Origin of the sequence: Pseudoalteromonas sp. Cn5-37 (assembly GCF_021532495.1) — a bacterium.
Lineage (GTDB): Bacteria > Pseudomonadota > Gammaproteobacteria > Enterobacterales > Alteromonadaceae > Pseudoalteromonas > Pseudoalteromonas simplex.
Genome location: NZ_JAKGBA010000001.1, coordinates 120817 through 138632, shown reverse-complemented (window position 1 = coordinate 138632; position 17816 = coordinate 120817). Strand labels below are relative to the sequence as shown.

Genomic DNA, 17816 nt, shown 5'->3' with positions numbered 1-17816 from the left:
ACGACCGTAGCTCAGTTGGTTAGAGCGCTACCTTGACATGGTAGAGGTCGGTGGTTCGAATCCACTCGGTCGTACCAATTATATCTTTATTGCTTCTTAGTAATTCCTACAACTTCTATTAATAAATATACTAATTTAAAAAGTTTCACTCAGTTGGTTAGAGCACTACCGCTCTCTATAACCCACGCCAAAATCAGTGGTTCGAATCCACTCGGTCGTACCAATTTTTAATGTTCCAAATTTAAAACATCTGTAGCTCAGTTGGTTAGAGCACTACCGCTCTCTATGACCCACGCCAAAATCGGTGGTTCGAATCCACTCGGTCGTACCAATTTATTCAAATTCCTCATAATTTTATTATCCTAAAATCAATATTATACAGTTGAAACTCAGTTGGTTAGAGCACTACCACTCTTATCGGCTCGGTCCAAAGGTCAATAGTTCGAATCCACTCGGTCGTACCAATTCTTAATGTTCCAAATTTAAAACATCTCTAGCTCAGTTGGTTAGAGCACTACCGCTCTCTATGACCCACGCCAAAATCGGTGGTTCGAATCCACTCGGTCGTACCAATACTTAATTTTCCAAATTTAAAATATCTGTAGCTCAGTTGGTTAGAACACTACCGCTCTCTATGACCCACGCCAAAATCGGTGGTTCGAATCCACTCGGTCGTACCAATTCTTAATGTTCCAAATTTAAAACATCTGTAGCTCAGTTGGTTAGAGCACTACCTCTCTCTATGACTCACGCCAAAATCAGTGGTTCGAATCTACTCGGTCGTACCAATTCTTAATGTTCCAAATTTCAAACATCTGTAGCTCAGTTGGTTAGAGCACTACCGCTCTCTATGACCCACGCCAAAATCGGTGGTTCGAATCCACTCGGTCGTACCAATTCTTAATGTTCCAAATTTAAAATATGTTGTTCAGTTGTTTAACGCACGACTGCTCCAATCGTTTGCTCTCAGTCTCATACCCTGAATTAACGTTATGAAACTGAGTAGGAGCAGTAAAAATTTATTAATTGGCGAGTTTCAAACCAATAATGCCAAGGGCGATTAGTAGTAAGCTGGCTATTTTTAATAGACTCACGCCTTCAGCTAATAGTGTCATGCCTATTATTGCTGAGCCAATAACGCCGATACCAACCCAAACCGCATAAGCCAAACTAAGTGGTAATGATTTGAGCGCCACACTTAAGCAATAAAAGCTGGCAGCCATGGTTAAGATTGTAAAGAATGAAATGAGGGGTTTTGTAAAACCGTCTGATTGTTTTAAGCCATAAGCCCAAGCGACTTCAAGTAAGCCAGCAGCAATAAGTAGGATCCAATTCATGGTCGACCTCTTTATGGGGTCGTCCCCGAATTTAATTACAACTTTAAGGTCGTCCTTAAAGCGGTGTAGAACATCACCACACACGGCGCAATTTAGCACGCCCAAATTACCAAGGCAACTATAGCCATAAAAAAGCGAGCAATCTGCTCGCTTTTTTATACTTGGCTTTTATTCGTCGCCTATAAACTCACAGTTAGCGACCAATAATCAGTGCGCCACCTTGAGCTAATAAGTTTAAGGTTAACTTGCCACTGTTACTTACTGTGACTTGCTTAGTACCAGCGCTGCCATCTTTTTTATCAAACAACAGGGTGATTTTTTTACCCGCTAACATAGGTAAATCGATATCGAATTTTTTGGTTTTATTTTCACCATTCACGGCTGCTACCCACCATGTTTGTTGATGACGCCTTGCGATCGTTACATCTTGACCCGGTTGACCTACAATATAACGTGTTTCATCCCATACCGTTGGCATCGCCTTTAAAGTATCAATAACAAATTGGGGTTGCTCTGCAAGGTTATTTGGCGTCAGCCCAAAATGTTGCACTGGTGATTGATAAAGCACACCTGTTGCCAGTTCAAATGTATCTGTGGTTTTACGAATAGTGCCGACGGTTTGATCTTGCGATAAGCGTTTGTTTAAAAACACAGGGGCAAAATCCATAGCGCCAATAGCATTACGAGTGAATGGTAAAATAGTCGCGTTATAGGCATGTAAATCTAACGAATTTTGATGAAAAACAAGGTTCTCCGATGCCAGTACCGCTTCAGAAGTGACGAAGTTAGGATACATTCTTTCCCAGCCACGCGGGATGGTGCTGCCATGAAAGGTGATCACTAAACCATACTGATTTGCATCTGTAAGAATATCTTCATACAGTTTAATGGTTTCTTGTTTATCACCACCAAAAAAGTCTACTTTCAGCCCTTTTACACCAATGCTTTTCAGCCACGCCATTTCATTTCGACGTGCAGGTGCACTGTTCATTCTATTTTGTGGGGTCTGTGGTGCATCATTCCACCAGCCATTTGAGTTGTACCACAAAATAACATCAACGCCCTTTCCATTGGCGTACTTAACCAATTCAGCCATTCTCTCGCGGCCAATGTTTTTATCCCACCAATTGTCGATTAATACATATTCAAAATTTAATGATGCAGCTAAGTCAATAAATTTGATTTGGTCATCGTAGTTGATACTTGGGTCTTGCCAAACAATCCAGCTCCATGTTGATCGACCCATTTTATAATTTTGACTTGCTTGATAAAGTGGTTTAACCAAATCAAATGCCACGGTTGATTCAACAATTGGTTTTAAACTTGTTCCTAACGTGATGGTACGCCAAGGTGTGGTTGCTGGCATTGCCATAGCTGCATAAGTTGCACCTATGCCATTGTTTTCACCGGCCTGAGGAAATGAAATACGATAAATACCGTCTTTCGTACCTTCACTTAATTTTGAGCCAACATAATGGCTATCAACACCGGTTTCTGAAATTAAAAGCCAGCCTTTATCGCTATTTTTAAATAATGCAGGAAAGGTATAGCCCACGCCGTTCGCTGACGGTGTACCAAGGGCTTCGTTAAAGGTGTAAGGCTCTTCGTAACTTGGTTTTGTTTGCATCCAGCCCGTTTCAGGTAAGGCTTGTGGGCTTATAAATGTAGTTGCATTATCTGGTAGGTTAAAAGCACTGTATTCAGCTAACACCTTGATACGGGTATCTGTTTCAGCTCCCGATATCTGATAACGAAATGCAACATCGCTATCAGACACATTAAACTCGACGCCAAGCATTCTGCCGTCTTGGTTTTCAAATTGCGCTTTGAGTGTATTCGCTGTGTAATTTACGTCACTTACCTTCGCATTATGCAGTTTATAGCTTTCATTGACTAAAGCAGTTGTATGGCTTTTATATTTGAGGCTTTGTGAAAAATCACCTAGGTTGGTATTTAAACCAAGCTTTGATTGCTGCAAAAAAACCTGCTTGCCATAATTTACGCTATAAACAAGCTGGTTTTGTTGTTTTTCGAGTTTTACAGTTATTTGTCCATCAGGGCTTGTAACGCTAAGCGGTAATTGTGCGTGAGCAAGCATAGAGCTTGTGAGAAGTGATATATAGAGACTTAGTTTTATCATTGTTGTTATCCTTAAGCTGTAAAAGCATTAGGTGATATCATAATACAAATGTAAACTTTTTGTCACTCAAGTCTACAACTATAAGCTGTGATCGAAAAATGTACTCCATTCGTTAAATATTGTTACAGTTCCTAGGTTGTATATTTACGGCAAAAGGCTAAGCTTTAGATAAATAACAAAAACTTAAACAATTTATGAAACTATTAACAGTGTTCTTTTTATTCGCCTCATATCAAGCCCTTGCGGGTCTAACACCTGTTAGTTTTGAAAAAAATGGTGAAATCGTCACTGAAGAAGCGGTGCGTTTCAACGGCGGATACGGTTATAACCTAAGTGCCAAACATGTTTTAAAGCTCGTCACTTTAGATTGGCCTCCTTATATTGACGAAAACTTGTGTAACAAGGGCTGGCTCTATCAATTTACTGTCAGCTCACTTCTTGAAAAAGGTTATGGCATACACATTGGTTTCTACCCATGGGCGCGTGCCGTTAGAGAAGCTGAATTAGGGCGCGCTGATATTCTTTTTCCTGAGTACTTCATTGAAGATGATGTTGTATCAGATAATTTTCTTAGTAAAACTCGCAACAATTTACTTGCTTTAAGTCATGAAATACCTGGTGGAGATCTATCATTCGTGGCGTTAAAAGGAAATCAAATCCCTTTCAATGGTGATTTAAAATCAGTTGAGAATTTACCTATTGGTGTAGTCCGCTCTTATAAAAACACAAAAAAACTCGATGCTATGATTGATAATAAAGAAATCGATACAATCGTCGCAAATAATGAATACCAGTTAATCCATCTTCTACTAAGTAATCGAGTAAGTCTGATTGTGGCGGACCTTGAAGTTCTTAAAGCCAGTGTTTATAAGTCTGAATTATCAATTAGCGGCAAACGACAAATTTTAGAATCACTGGTCGCGCTAGAACCAAAGCTTGAATACAAACCGCTTTATTATTCTATTAGTAAATCAACGCCGCACTGGCAAAAAGTTTTACAAGATTTAAATGATGAAATTGAACTGATGCAACAAAGCGGCAAGTTTGATGAATATATTGAAGGAATGAAACAACAGTGCTACGGATCAGACAAAGCGGCGTAACCGCCGCTTTATTTTGATAATATCAGTACGCGATTGAGTACTACTCGGGCACTCTAACCCAACCTTCCATCAACACACGCGCACTTCGGCTCATACTTGCTTTAGTGACTTGCCAATTGCCATCAACAAGTGTTGCAGCAGCGCCGACTTTTAAAGTGCCAGAAGGATGACCAAAGTTTACCTCTTGTCGCTCACCACCGCCTGCAGCAAGATTTACTAAAGTTCCAGGTATGGCAGCTGCAGTACCTATTGCTACCGCAGCCGTGCCCATCATAGCATGGTGCAATTTACCCATCGACATAGCACGTACCACTAAATCAATATCGGTTTCATTTACAACTTTACCGCTTGATGCGTGATACGTTTTAGCAGGTGCAACCCAAGCTACTTTTGGCGTATGTTGGCGTGCCTTTGCTTCATCAATATGAGAAATTAGCCCCATTTTCAATGCCCCATAGGCACGAATCGTTTCTAACTTTTCAAGTGCAGAAGCATCACCGTTTATGGCTTCTTGCAGCTCTGTGCCATCATAGCCAACTTCACTGGCGTTAATGAAAACTGTCGGAATACCCGCATTGATCATCGTTGCAGACAACATACCAATACCCGGCACTTCTAGCTCATCGACTAAGTTACCTGCTGGGAATAAGGCCCCTTCGCCATCTGCAGGGTCCATAAATTCAAGTTTTACTTCAGCGGCTGGAAAGGTCACGCCATCAAGCTCAAAATCACCGGTTTCTTGCACTTCGCCGTTAGTAATTGGCACATGTACTATAATGGTTTTACTAATATTGACTTGCCAAACTTTAACTTCGACAACGCCGTTGTCTGGAATTTTGCTGGCATCAACAAGGCCGTTCGACACAGCAAAGGCTCCGACTGCAGAAGTTAAATTTCCGCAGTTACCACTCCAATCAACAAACGCTTTATCGATAGCTACTTGACCAAATAGATAATCAACATCGTGATCAGGTTTCGCGCTTTTTGATAATATTACCGTCTTACTGGTACTTGAGGTTGCACCGCCCATACCATCAGTTTGTTTTTGGTAAGGATCGGGGCTACCAATCACACGTAACAACAGGTTATCGCGCGCCTCACCTGCCACCTGGGCAGGCTCAGGTAAGTCAGTTAAGTTAAAGAAAACCCCTTTACTGGTGCCGCCACGCATATAGGTCGCTGGCACCTTAATTTGTGGTTTAAACGCCATCGCTTAGTGCTCCTCAGATTCTAAAAAATCTTGCGCGAAACGTTGCAGTACACCACCCGCTGAATAAATTGACACTTCTTCAGCGGTATCTAAACGACACGTCATTGGTACTTCAACGGTTTCACCATTGGCACGAGTAATTACTAATGTCAGTGTTGCGCCTGGTGTTGGCTCACCTTTGACACTAAAACTCTCACTACCATCAATACCTAGCGTAGTTCGTGTCGTGCCTGCTTTAAACTCAAGCGGTAATACGCCCATACCAATTAAGTTAGTGCGGTGAATACGCTCAAAGCCTTCTGCTGCAATCACTTGAACACCAGCTAGGCGAACACCTTTTGCAGCCCAGTCACGTGACGAACCTTGACCATAATCGGCACCAGCTACAATGATAAGCGGTTGTTTGCGCTGCATGTAGGTTTCGATAGCTTCCCACATACGCGTCACTTTGCCTTCTGGTTCAATGCGAGCATATGAACCTTGCTTCACTTCACCATTTTCTTTAACCATTTCATTCAATAACTTAGGGTTAGCGAATGTAGCACGCTGTGCTGTTAAATGGTCACCTCGGTGAGTAGCATAGGAGTTAAAATCTTCTTCTGGGAGACCCATTTTAGCCAGGTATTCACCAGCAGCACTTGACGCTAAAATCGCATTCGAAGGTGATAAGTGATCAGTAGTGATGTTGTCGCCCAACACAGCTAATGCACGCATATCACTCAGAGAGCGTTCACCCGCTAATGCGCCTTCCCAATAAGGAGGACGGCGAATATAAGTACTTTGTGGACGCCATTGGTAAAGTGGATCGTTGTCTTCACCGTAATCTACACTTAAGTCAAACATTGGCTCGTAAACCTTTTTAAATTGTTCAGGTTTAACACTTTGTTTGATCACTGCATCAATTTCTTCATCTGATGGCCATAAATCCATAAGGCGAATTTCGTTACCTTGTTGATCATGCCCTAATACATCTTTTTCGATATCAAAACGAATAGTACCGGCGATAGCATAAGCAACAACCAGCGGCGGTGAAGCTAAGAATGCTTGTTTAGCATAAGGATGAATACGACCATCGAAGTTACGGTTACCCGAAAGTACAGCGGTTGCGTATAAGTCGCGGTCAATCACTTCTTGCTGAATTTTTGGATCAAGCGCACCACTCATGCCGTTACAGGTTGTACATGCAAAGGCAACGATACCAAAACCTAGTTGTTCAAGCTCAGGTAATAAATTGGCTTCTTCTAAGTAAGACTTAACCGCTTTAGAACCCGGTGCCAGTGATGTTTTAACCCATGGCTTACGAGTTAACCCTTTAGCGTTAGCATTACGCGCAAGTAAACCTGCGGCAATAACATTGCGTGGATTACTAGTATTCGTACAACTTGTGATTGCAGCAATGATACAGGCACCATCTGGCATTAAGCCTTCTTCATTCTCAACAACGCCAGTGATACCCGCTTTATCAAGTTCGCTTGTTGCAACACGGCGATGTGGATTTGAAGGGCCCGCAATATTGCGACCAACTGATGATAGATCAAAGGTTAACACACGCTCATATTCTGCCGTTTTAAGGCTATCACTCCAAAGGCCAGTTTCTTTTGCGTAAGTTTCGACGAGTTTAACTTGCTCTTCTTCACGGCCTGTTAAACGTAGATAATCAAGCGTGTTGTCATCAATGTAAAACATCGCAGCTGTTGCGCCAAACTCCGGCGTCATATTAGAAATAGTTGCTCTATCGCCTAATGTAAGTGCATCGGCACCATCGCCATAAAACTCAAGGTAGGTCGATACAACTCTTTCATTACGTAAAAATTCGGTGATCGATAATACGATATCGGTTGCAGTAATACCCGGTTGTGGCTTGCCTTTAAGCTCGACACCCACAATATCAGGTAAACGCATGTAAGATGCACGGCCAAGCATCACGCTTTCAGCTTCAAGACCACCTACACCGACTGCAATAACACCTAATGCATCGACCATAGGTGTGTGGCTATCTGTACCAACTAATGTATCTGGGAATGCCACGCCGTCACGTTTTTGGATCACAGGCGACATTTTCTCTAAATTGATTTGATGCATTATGCCGTTACCCGGCGGGATCACATCAATATTTTTAAATGCTGTTTTCGTCCAATTAATAAAGTGGAATCGGTCATCGTTACGACGGTCTTCAATAGCACGATTTTTTTCAAATGCGTCAGGTTCAAAACCTGCGTGTTCAACCGCTAATGAATGGTCAACAATTAACTGTGTCGGTACCACAGGGTTTACTTTTGCAGGATCGCCGCCTTTTGCAGCTATGGCATCACGCAGGCCTGCTAAATCAACTAACGCTGTTTGACCTAAGATGTCGTGACACACAACGCGCGCAGGAAACCATGGAAAATCTAAATCACGCTTGCGGTTAATCAATTGCGACAGTGCATCATTTAGCATTTCAGGGTCACAACGACGAACTAAGTTTTCGGCAAGTACTCGCGATGTATAAGGAAGTGTGGCATAGCTGCCCGGTTTAATTGCATCAACAGCAGCGCGAGTATCAAAGTAATCGACGCCGGTGCCTGCTAATGGTTTTCTAAAATTTGTATTCATGATGATTCTACTTGTACTTGGTGACGGTGAACAAAGGTGGGCTGATTGTTTTTGTATTTATTTCGCCCCTTCATAAAGGGGTAGCCAAGCCACCCCTATCACTGATTTAATTAACGATTAACGCTCAGAAATTAGCGTGTAGCTACGCGCTTCTGGGCCAGTATAATCGGCACTTGGGCGAATAATACGGTTATTAGCACGTTGCTCTTTCACGTGTGCTGTCCAACCTGTTACACGGCTCATCACGAAAATTGGCGTAAATAACTTAGTTGGGATACCCATGAAGTGATACGCAGATGCATGGAAGAAATCAGCATTACAGAATAATTTCTTTTCACGCCACATAACTTCTTCACATCGAACAGATACAGGATATAGAACATCGTCACCCACTTCTGCAGCCAGCTTTTCTGACCATTTTTTGATGATCACGTTACGTGGATCTGATTCACGGTAAATAGCGTGACCAAAGCCCATGATCTTGTCTTTACGCTCAAGCATGCCCATCAGCGCATCTTCAGCTTGGTCTGCACTTGTAAAGCCTTCAATCATATCCATAGCCGCTTCGTTCGCACCACCATGCAGTGGACCACGTAAGCTACCAATTGCACCCGTTACACAAGAGTGAATATCAGACAATGTTGATGCACACACACGCGCAGTGAATGTTGATGCATTAAACTCATGCTCTGCATAAAGAATTAAAGACACATTCATTACTTGCTCAAACAGTGCTGATGGTGCTTCGTCATGTAATAAACGTAAGAAGTGTGCACCTACCGAATCATCATCTGTTTCAGTTTCAATACGAACGCCGTCATGGCTAAAACGATACCAGTAACAAATAATGCTTGGGAATACGGCAACCATGCGGTCAATCGCATCATTCGCCTGTGAGAAGTCTTGCTCCATTTCTAGGTTACCTAGCATTGAACAACCCGTACGCATTACATCCATTGGATGCGCGTCTTTAGGAATGTTCTCAAGCACAGTTTTTAGTGCGTCAGGTAAACCACGAAGTGATTTTAGCTTTGCTTTATATTCAGTCAGCTCAGACTCTGTTGGTAATTCACCGCGCGACAGTAAAAAAGACACTTCTTCAAACTGCGCTTTATCTGCTAATTCACTAATATCATAACCACAATAAGTTAAACCTGAACCTGACTTACCTACTGTACACAGAGCTGTTTCACCTGCTACTTGACCACGTAAACCTGCGCCGCCTAATGCTTTATCTACCATGAGTGTTCTCCTTATATGTTGTCGTTATGATTTTTTAGCTGAGAAAAGGTTATCGAGTGTGTTTTCATATGAGTGATAATCTAAAAACTCATATAATTCCGCACGTGTTTGCATATTGTCTACTTGGCTTTGTTGCGAGCCTTCGCTAAGAATAGACGAATACACATTAAGTGCGGCTTTGTTCATCGCTCTAAATGCACTGAGTGGATAAAGTACAATTTCAACACCCACTTCACTTAATTGCTCAGTTGTATAAAGCGGTGTTTGACCAAATTCGGTGATGTTCGCAAGAATTGGCACATTTAACGCTTTAGCAAACGCTTGGTAATCTGCTAAATCATGTACCGCTTCTGCAAAGATAGCGTCTGCACCAGCTTCAACACACGCTGCTGCGCGGTCAATCGCGGCATTTAAGCCTTCTTTTTGGAATGCATCAGTACGCGCCATAATATAAAAATCACTGTCTGTTTTGGCATCAACCGCAGCTTTAATACGGTCAACCATTTCATCTTTAGACACGATCTCTTTATTAGGACGGTGACCACAACGTTTTTGTGCTACTTGGTCTTCAATATGGAAGCCCGCTGCGCCTGCTTTGGTCATTTCTTTAACGGTACGAGCAATATTAAAAGCACCGCCCCAACCTGTGTCAGCATCAACAAGAAGCGGTAAGTCGGTAGCGCTGGTGATTCGACGAATATCTTCAAGTACGTTATCAAGGCTAGTCATACCTAAATCTGGCATGCCGTATGATGCGTTAGCAACACCCGCACCTGAGAGGTAAAGTGCTTGGTGGCCTGTTTTTTCTGCCATCATTGCGCAGTACGCGTTGACAGTGCCAACCACTTGCAATGGCTTGTTGTTGGCGATTGCCTGTTTGAATTTTAATCCTGCTGACATTGGATAACTCCTATCTTTGAACGGTTTCAGCTCTTTGGCTAACTCTATTTTTTAAATCTAAATTGTGACTGTTTAACTACGGCGCTACTGATTTTTTGCTGCGAGTAAGTCAAACTTCGTCTGAATATTTGCCTGAGACGCACTAATATGGCGTTTCATAAGCATTTCGGCTAATTCACCGTCATGGTTTTCAATGGCATTAATAATAGCCAAGTGTTCATCAAACGCTTTTGATACACGTGGCCCAACCATCCCCATTTGTACACGGTACATACGAATTAACTGGTACAACTCATTACATAACAGATGAATTAAGTGTGCGTTTTTCGACCCTTTAATAATGCGATAATGAAAATCAAGGTCGCCCGCTTCTTGGTAGTATGATTCACCTTCTTTTACACGCTGTGTTTGTAAGTGCTGATTCAATAACTGTTTTAAACCCTGTACTTCTTCAGGTTCCATGTTGTCGGCAGCTAACCGACAAGCCAGCCCTTCTAAGGCACTACGAACCTGATAGACTTCGATTAAACGCTCGGCGGTTAGCGCAACAACACGACAACCGACATTCGCTTTACGCTCTACCAAATAACAGCTCTCTAAACGATTTAGTGCCTCACGTAAGGTGGCACGGCTTACACCATAGCGTTTAGCAAGTTCTGGCTCAGAAATTTTGCTACCCTGCTCGATGGTGCCTTGGACAATTTCACGACGCATGTCGACAAACACTTGGTCTGAGGCTGTTGTTATCGTGATATCGTTGTAGTTATCGTTGGCTTTTTGCTCTGTCATAATAGGTCTATCAAAGTACTAAATTAAGATTGTCGACAATTTATGAGTTCACTATGCGCCCTAACATTGAAACTGTCAACCTTGAGATCTGAAAAATAGGCTAAAAAACCAGCAAAATGTCGACATAAATTGATATTTATCAAAAATAATGGCTATAAAGAACATTTATATTAGCAATATGTCGACACTTCAATATCGCTCTTAAAAAGCTAAAAATATCCCCTGATAGCGCTATAAATGGTATGATCCAGCTATTATTACGTGATGTGAGAGCCATTTAGTGGACGCTAATACATATATTCCTGACTCATTTATTGATGATGTAAAAAGCTACCTTCCTGAACATTTATCATTAGACGACTTTATTGCAGCCTGTCGCCGCCCACTAAGACGATCTGTTCGCGTAAATACATTAAAAATGTCAGTCGATGAATTTCAGCGTCAATGTGCCAAAAAAGGATGGGAGTTAACAGCAATTCCATGGTGCGAAGAAGGGTTCTGGCTAACACGACCAAGCGACGAAGAAGCCGCCCTTGCAATCGGTAATACCGATTTACATTTAAGTGGTGCTATGTATGTGCAAGAAGCCAGCTCAATGTTACCGCCGGTAGCACTGAGAGCCGAAGTTAAGCAAAGCGACGCGGTACTTGATATGGCATCGGCACCAGGTTCAAAAACATCACAAATCGCCGCCATGATGGATAATAGTGGCGTGTTAGTGGCCAATGAGTTGTCATCGTCACGCTTAAAAGTATTGGCTGCAACCCTCAAACGTATGGGTGTGGGTAATTGTGCATTATCACATTTTGACGGTGTGATATTCGGGGATTACATGTATGAGTGCTTCGACAACATTTTGCTAGATGCCCCGTGTTCAGGTGAAGGCACGGTTCGTAAAGATTCAGACGCCCTAAAAAATTGGTCAATCGAATCTAATATTGATATTGCTGCTGTGCAAAAAGCCCTTATCAAAAGTGCCTTTTATGCCTTAAAACCAGGCGGCACATTAGTCTATTCGACCTGTACTTTAACACCCCTTGAAAACCAACAAGTGTGTGAGTATCTATTAGCAGAGTTCCCTGATTGCATCGAAGTACAACCGCTCGACAGCCTGTTTGATGGCGCAGACAAAGCGACAACCAGTGAAGGTTATTTACATGTTTGGCCGCAAACTTACGACAGTGAAGGTTTCTTCATCGCTAAATTTAAGAAAGTAGCATCAAGCGATAACCCAAATCAAAAAGTTAAAAAAGGCGCATTTCCGTTTGCTGAATTTGATAAAAAGCAAAGCCAAGCGTTTATGCAAACAATTAAAAAACAGTTCGGTCTAAAATCACTTCAAGGCACCTTAATGCAACGTGATAAAGAGCTTTGGTTGTTTCCTGATGGCTTTGATGAACTGCATGATAAAATTAAATACTCACGTTTAGGTATTCAACTTGGTGTGATCCACAAAGGCGGTGTTCGCTTAACTCACGAGTTTGCCACTGTCTTTGGCCAAGATTGCGATAAAAATACCTTTGAGATGTCTGCTTGCCAAGCAAACGATTACTTTAACGGTAAAGATATTAGGCTCGAAAAACCAACGCAAGATAATGGTGAAGTAGTTTTAATGTTATGTGGTTGTCCGGTAGGCCTAGGTAAGTGGCAAAAGAATAAAATTAAGAACTCATTACCTCGTGATTTGGTCCAAAATGCCCAGTTGATAACTTGGGTATAAGTTGCGCATAAAGACTGTATAAATAAGGCGCTAATTTAGGTAAAAAGCTGTAACAGACTGATTTTAAACCAGTATAAAATTTGTACATTTACCGTGCAATTTCCTGTTGATTAACTACACTTAAAAGTACTTTCTACTTCTCCCTACTGAATTTAGAAGGTGTTTTTTTTATAGTTAGCGCAGGCTCACACGAGCCACCCCCTAAGCCCAGAACAATGCGGATTCGTTCTGGGCGTTTTTTTATTCTAATGTATTCGATTAATTATCGTTTAAATCGAATTCAGTTATTTGGTTATCAGCGTGAATAAGTTCATATTTAGCAAGTAAACCGTCATTGAGCTCAATTAAGCTGATAGCCGCATTACTGACCAAATACTTTTGTCCTTCGCCTTTGGTTTGATGTTTATCAACTTCCATTTGCCAACGTTTAGTGAAAAAGTTAAGTGGGCTTTTCGGGGCATATAAAATTGAGTCGAGTTTATCGAGTACATTAATAAGTTTGCGTGGGAACTCATTTTTAATACCACTGGCAGTCAACTGCCAAATTCGGTTTTTATGTTTACCAAAGCGCTTTTGCACTGAAAAACAAAATGAATAATGGACATCACCAGAGAGGATCAAGGTTTCTTTTGGCGTATCTTCACGGCGAAAAGTATCTAGCAGTTTTTTAGCAGAACCTTCATGGGCCATCCAGTTTTCAACATCAACCAACAATGGCTGCCCGCAAAAATTAAAAATAGCTTGGATTGCTTCAATCGATTTAACACCAAACACCGGTGCTGGAGATACAATAATCACTTTATCGTGAGACAATAAGCTTTCTTCTAATTCAGTGAGCCTTTCCCAATCAAGTAAGCCTGATGGTTCATTGAAATTTTGCTCATTACGCCAGCGATGGGTTCGGGTATCGAGAACCACAACTTTGGGGATGGTATTAAGCTCGTAATGCCAATGGTTAAAATTGAGTATTAGCTTATCAAAGTCTTTAAAATGCCAGCTCTGTTGTTGCAGGCTTTGTTTAAAACTGGGTAATAAAGACAAAGTGTTATCTCCGGCATCATTACCAATCCCTTGCATTAACCAATAACTAATCAGGCCATTATTTACAATACGACGGCTAGCTGGGTGCTGATAAATAGCTTGCTCCCACCCTGCTGTTAAGTTCCAATCATCGGTGACATCATGATCATCAAACATCATTAGTGTCGACACATTGGCGAATAATCTTTCAACACTCTGAAGGCCATTTGCAAAGCCAACCAGTGCGTCCTTTTCAAGTTTAAATAGGTTAGCGTATTTAGGGGCTAATGCTGGGCATTCAATTGATTCAAACTCAATTAGCTGCCAAGTAACAGCACTGAAGTTTAATAAATATAGCGCTATAAATTCTTGAAAATGAATTAAATGGTTTTCAGCTTTTAAGCTTGAGAAGTGTGGCTCATCTTTTTTAAGCCAATAACCAACACCAAATTTGCTCCGTTTTTGCCAAGGTACTTTGGGTAAGTGTAAATGGCGCTGATAAAGTTGCTGCTCGAACCCTGCTGGTAAATCTAAATCAAGCGCTGGCTCTTGAAATACACCAAATAGACTAATCACTTTTTCAATCGCGAGCAGCATAGGCCCTGCGACATCATCCGCATATATTTGATCGCCAGATAACAATAATAGATCAGCACCTGCATTAAGTGACTGGCGCTGATCATTTTGCCAATTATCTGCAGCTACAAGGCTATCTTTTGCAGGATGATGAGGGTTACGACACGAACCATGCAGAATTCTATCGAGTCGATTTGGGATCACAAATGCAGGAGATTCTGCACGTTCATAGCAATAAGACGATAAATCAAGGCTTTTTTCTTCATCATGTAATGAATAGTAGATCAGTGAGTCAACTGCAAACTGGCCATTGATAGGCATGACATTGATGAAATTTAAGTAAAGATGTTGCCCTAATTGGATGGACTCTAAGTTCGAGTATATTTCAACTCCGCTAAACTCAATTCGGTAATGGCAAGGCCTAGTTGTAACAAATTGAAAGCACACTCGCCCTGCATCTGCTCGGCGTACCATTGGCCCCATTACTAACTGAGGTAAGTTCGATACGCCGTCCACTATTACGCCCTTTTAGCTTGATTAAACAACGAGTAAAAGTTGTTGGTTGTTGCTTCAGCTAATTCGTTAAAAGTAAGCCCTTTTAACTCAGCGATGTAGTAAGCCACATCTTCAACATAGGCTGGTTGATTTGTTTTACCACGATATGGAACAGGCGCTAAATACGGTGAATCTGTTTCGATTAGTAAGCGATCTAGCGGAATTTGCTTTACAACGTCTTTTAACTCTACGGCATTTTTAAACGTAACAATGCCCGAAATCGAAATATAAAAGCCCATATCAATGGCTTTTTTGGCCATATCCCAGTTTTCTGTAAAGCAATGCAATACACCACCACACTTCTCGGCATTGTGAGCGCGCATTAAGTTAATGGTGTCTTCTCTAGCATCTCGTGTATGAATGATTAGCGGTTTATTGAGCTCATTAGCAACCTCGATATGACCAACAAAGCTTTCTTGCTGAACAATATGGGTCTCTTTTGAGTAATAGTAATCAAGACCCGTTTCGCCAATTGCCACCACTTTGTCGTGGCTTGCAAGTGAAATAAGCTTTTGCTTATCGAGTGCGTCTTTTTGATCGAGTGGATGCACACCGCATGATGCAGAAACATCTGGATAGTGTTTAATTTTATCCAGCATACTTGGGAATTGATCTAAAGTTACGCTTACACATAAAAAGTGTTCTACTTTCTTAGCGCGAGCGTTTTCAAGTACTTGGTCTAAATTAAGGTCGAGTTTATCGAAATCAAGCCTGTCTAAATGACAATGAGAATCTACAATCATGGTACTACTTTTATTACATGGTATAGGTCGGATTGCCTGAGTTTAACATAGTACCGAGTAGTTTTTCGATTTTGGCATTTAAATTGGTTTTATCATCGATAAAATTCACACCAATACCTGGCGGGTTTGAGCTTTGCGCACCTTGTGGTGTGATCCAAGCAACTTTACCCGTTACTACATCATCTTCGAGTGCATCTGGTAATGTGACTTTTAAAGCCAATGAATGACCCATTTCAAAGCGCATATTAGTGCGAACAAACAAACCACCATTTTTTAGATAAGGCATGTAACAGCGGTATAATTCTTCTAAGTCTTCGATATCTACTAATAATTCTTGCACGATATATCCTAATTTTGACTTTCACGTAAAGTAAACGCTAATTGTGAAATGGCTAGATCCATATTTAAGCCAAGCACATGCGAGCTGTTATAAAGAAACTCTGAAATAGCAGATTGTGCTTTTTGATAATTGAAAAAGTCCATTCCTAATACTAATTGCGTTTTAAGATGCTCTGTTAAAAACAAGGCAAATACATTAACCAAGCTATGATCTTTATTAAGGATGTCGACTAACGCACTGAAATTATGGCTGTCTTTTAGATTAGTTGCAAATTTAAAGAGTGAATCAATAGCTTCAAGTTGGTTATCATTTTGCCACTGCTGAACAAGCAGTGGCTGTCTAGCGAACAACTCTAACCATGAATAATTAGCAATGTTCAGTGATGCTAACCATTGTGTTGTATATTCTGGGTTAACCTTTATTTCGTGTACCGCACAGCGACTTAAAATTGTTGCAGGTAATAATGCTGTTTGTTCGCACGTTAACAATAAATAACGGCGCAAACTTGGCTCTTCAAGGGTTTTTAATAAAGCATTAGCCGCTGCAGTGGTCATTTTATGACACTGTTCAAGCACCACTACTTTGTTACCATTTTGCGCTGCTGAATGGTTGATAAAATCACTGATCTCCCGAATTTCATCAACGCCTATTGTTTGGCCTTCTACTTTTACAACACGTTTATCAGGATGAGTACCCGCTTGATTTAGTTGGCAGCTTTTACAATTGCCACAGGCTTTTAAGTTTACAGGTGACGTACAAAGTAGCCCATCAGCGAGCGAATCGACTAAACGTTGCTTGCCAACACCTTTATCACCATTAAATAGCTGTGCATGATGAAAGCGTTGCTGTGCAAAACTTTGCGCAAGTTGCTGATAAAGCCCTTCAAGCCATGGCAAAGGCATATTAATTTAAACCTGCAAAAAAGTTATCAAGCACGGTTGTGATTGCCGCATGTACTTCTGGCATTGTTTTGTTTGCATCCACAGTTTTGATACTGCTATCAGTTTTAGCTATTTCAAGGTAGCGTTCGCGAGTGCGCTCAAAAAAGCCTAATGCTTCTTGTTCGATCCGATCAAGTTCACCACGGCCTTTTGCACGGGCAAGACCCACAGCTGGGTCAATGTCTAAATAAATGGTTAAATCAGGTTTTAAACCATTTAGCACCATATCAGCTAAAAAAGAGAGTTTAGTCTGTTCAATACCACGACCACCACCTTGATATGCTTGAGATGAAAGATCATGACGATCACCTAAAACCCAGGTACCCTTTTCAAGTGCCGGATTAATAACATTAGCAACCAATTGTGAGCGTGCTGCATACATAATTAATAGCTCAGTTTCACCCGTCACTGTTTCTTGGTGAGCCTGTTTAACGATATTACGCAGCTCTTCAGCCATGGCTGTGCCACCTGGCTCACGTACATTAATAAAATCGACTTGCTTATTGTCTAAATAAGCTTGGCATACGGCAATGGCCGTTGATTTTCCGGCCCCTTCTAGACCTTCAATCACTATAAATTTCGCTGTCATATGACTCAATTCTGGT

At 41.4% G+C, this 17816-nt stretch carries 14 protein-coding genes and 1 tRNA gene; 3 read left to right on the top strand and 12 right to left on the bottom strand.

The features are described 5' to 3' along the window. Positions 1-77, top strand: a tRNA-Val gene (locus tag L1266_RS00660). Positions 78-1022: 945 nt separating this feature from the next. Here L1266_RS00660 and L1266_RS00655 read toward each other — a convergent pair. Both L1266_RS00655 and L1266_RS00650 read right to left on the bottom strand, forming a co-directional pair. Next, the gene (locus L1266_RS00655) at positions 1023-1337 is read right to left on the bottom strand and encodes a DMT family transporter (RefSeq protein ID WP_054554730.1); all 315 of its coding nucleotides are present in this window, start codon (positions 1335-1337) and stop codon (positions 1023-1025) included. A gap of 193 nt (positions 1338-1530) precedes the next feature. After that, positions 1531-3477, bottom strand: a complete 1947-nt coding sequence (locus tag L1266_RS00650; RefSeq protein WP_235376579.1) for a glycoside hydrolase family 97 protein — start codon at positions 3475-3477, stop codon at positions 1531-1533. 194 nt (positions 3478-3671) lie between these two features. On the opposite strand from L1266_RS00650, the gene L1266_RS00645 reads away from it, so the two are divergent. Continuing rightward, positions 3672-4580 (top strand): substrate-binding periplasmic protein, encoded by a 909-nt coding sequence (locus L1266_RS00645; protein ID WP_235376578.1) that lies wholly within the window; start codon positions 3672-3674, stop codon positions 4578-4580. A 40-nt stretch (positions 4581-4620) separates the two neighbouring features. Here L1266_RS00645 and prpF read toward each other — a convergent pair whose 3' ends face one another. From prpF to L1266_RS00620, 5 genes are all read right to left on the bottom strand, one after another. Beyond that, positions 4621-5790 carry a 2-methylaconitate cis-trans isomerase PrpF gene (gene prpF / locus L1266_RS00640; protein WP_235376577.1) on the bottom strand — a complete coding sequence of 390 codons (1170 nt, stop codon included), beginning with the start codon at positions 5788-5790 and terminating at the stop codon, positions 4621-4623. Positions 5791-5793: 3 nt separating this feature from the next. Beyond that, positions 5794-8385: a Fe/S-dependent 2-methylisocitrate dehydratase AcnD gene (acnD, locus tag L1266_RS00635; RefSeq protein WP_235376576.1), complete on the bottom strand. Its 2592-nt coding sequence runs from the start codon at positions 8383-8385 to the stop codon at positions 5794-5796. Positions 8386-8502: 117 nt separating this feature from the next. Next, entirely contained in the window at positions 8503-9627 is a 1125-nt protein-coding gene (gene prpC, locus L1266_RS00630; RefSeq protein WP_235376575.1) for a bifunctional 2-methylcitrate synthase/citrate synthase, read from the bottom strand. Positions 9628-9651: 24 nt separating this feature from the next. Continuing rightward, positions 9652-10527: a methylisocitrate lyase gene (prpB, locus tag L1266_RS00625; RefSeq protein WP_054554724.1), complete on the bottom strand. Its 876-nt coding sequence runs from the start codon at positions 10525-10527 to the stop codon at positions 9652-9654. Positions 10528-10611: 84 nt separating this feature from the next. Continuing rightward, positions 10612-11316, bottom strand: coding sequence for a GntR family transcriptional regulator (locus L1266_RS00620; protein ID WP_054554723.1), 705 nt, complete (start codon positions 11314-11316; stop codon positions 10612-10614). A 280-nt stretch (positions 11317-11596) separates the two neighbouring features. Here L1266_RS00620 and rsmF point away from each other — a divergent pair, with 280 nt between their 5' ends. After that, positions 11597-13036, top strand: coding sequence for a 16S rRNA (cytosine(1407)-C(5))-methyltransferase RsmF (gene rsmF / locus L1266_RS00615; protein WP_209326944.1), 1440 nt, complete (start codon positions 11597-11599; stop codon positions 13034-13036). A gap of 258 nt (positions 13037-13294) precedes the next feature. Here rsmF and L1266_RS00610 read toward each other — a convergent pair whose 3' ends face one another. Genes L1266_RS00610 through tmk form a run of 5 tightly spaced genes read right to left on the bottom strand, consistent with a single transcriptional unit; the run spans position 13295 to position 17800 of the window. Further along, positions 13295-15151, bottom strand: a complete 1857-nt coding sequence (locus tag L1266_RS00610; RefSeq protein ID WP_442960592.1) for an alkaline phosphatase D family protein — start codon at positions 15149-15151, stop codon at positions 13295-13297. After that, on the bottom strand, positions 15151-15930 hold the full coding sequence (locus L1266_RS00605) for a TatD family hydrolase (RefSeq protein ID WP_194442282.1): 780 nt from the start codon (positions 15928-15930) through the stop codon (positions 15151-15153). The genes L1266_RS00610 and L1266_RS00605 overlap by 1 nt, the downstream gene beginning before the upstream one ends. Positions 15931-15943: 13 nt before the next feature. Then, entirely contained in the window at positions 15944-16270 is a 327-nt protein-coding gene (locus tag L1266_RS00600; RefSeq protein WP_054554720.1) for a PilZ domain-containing protein, read from the bottom strand. An 8-nt stretch (positions 16271-16278) separates the two neighbouring features. Continuing rightward, positions 16279-17172, bottom strand: a complete 894-nt coding sequence (locus L1266_RS00595) for a DNA polymerase III subunit (RefSeq protein ID WP_235376574.1) — start codon at positions 17170-17172, stop codon at positions 16279-16281. A gap of 1 nt (position 17173) precedes the next feature. Next, positions 17174-17800: a dTMP kinase gene (tmk, locus tag L1266_RS00590; RefSeq protein WP_235376573.1), complete on the bottom strand. Its 627-nt coding sequence runs from the start codon at positions 17798-17800 to the stop codon at positions 17174-17176. Positions 17801-17816: the final 16 nt, after the last annotated feature.

Coding starts and splice junctions, on each gene's coding strand:
- L1266_RS00655 (WP_054554730.1), bottom strand. CDS start 1,337: ATGAATTGGATCCTACTTATTGCTGCTGGCTTACTTGAAGTCGCTTGG.
- L1266_RS00650 (WP_235376579.1), bottom strand. CDS start 3,477: ATGATAAAACTAAGTCTCTATATATCACTTCTCACAAGCTCTATGCTT.
- L1266_RS00645 (WP_235376578.1), top strand. CDS start 3,672: ATGAAACTATTAACAGTGTTCTTTTTATTCGCCTCATATCAAGCCCTT.
- prpF (WP_235376577.1), bottom strand. CDS start 5,790: ATGGCGTTTAAACCACAAATTAAGGTGCCAGCGACCTATATGCGTGGC.
- acnD (WP_235376576.1), bottom strand. CDS start 8,385: ATGAATACAAATTTTAGAAAACCATTAGCAGGCACCGGCGTCGATTAC.
- prpC (WP_235376575.1), bottom strand. CDS start 9,627: ATGGTAGATAAAGCATTAGGCGGCGCAGGTTTACGTGGTCAAGTAGCA.
- prpB (WP_054554724.1), bottom strand. CDS start 10,527: ATGTCAGCAGGATTAAAATTCAAACAGGCAATCGCCAACAACAAGCCA.
- L1266_RS00620 (WP_054554723.1), bottom strand. CDS start 11,316: ATGACAGAGCAAAAAGCCAACGATAACTACAACGATATCACGATAACA.
- L1266_RS00605 (WP_194442282.1), bottom strand. CDS start 15,930: ATGATTGTAGATTCTCATTGTCATTTAGACAGGCTTGATTTCGATAAA.
- L1266_RS00595 (WP_235376574.1), bottom strand. CDS start 17,172: ATGCCTTTGCCATGGCTTGAAGGGCTTTATCAGCAACTTGCGCAAAGT.
- tmk (WP_235376573.1), bottom strand. CDS start 17,800: ATGACAGCGAAATTTATAGTGATTGAAGGTCTAGAAGGGGCCGGAAAA.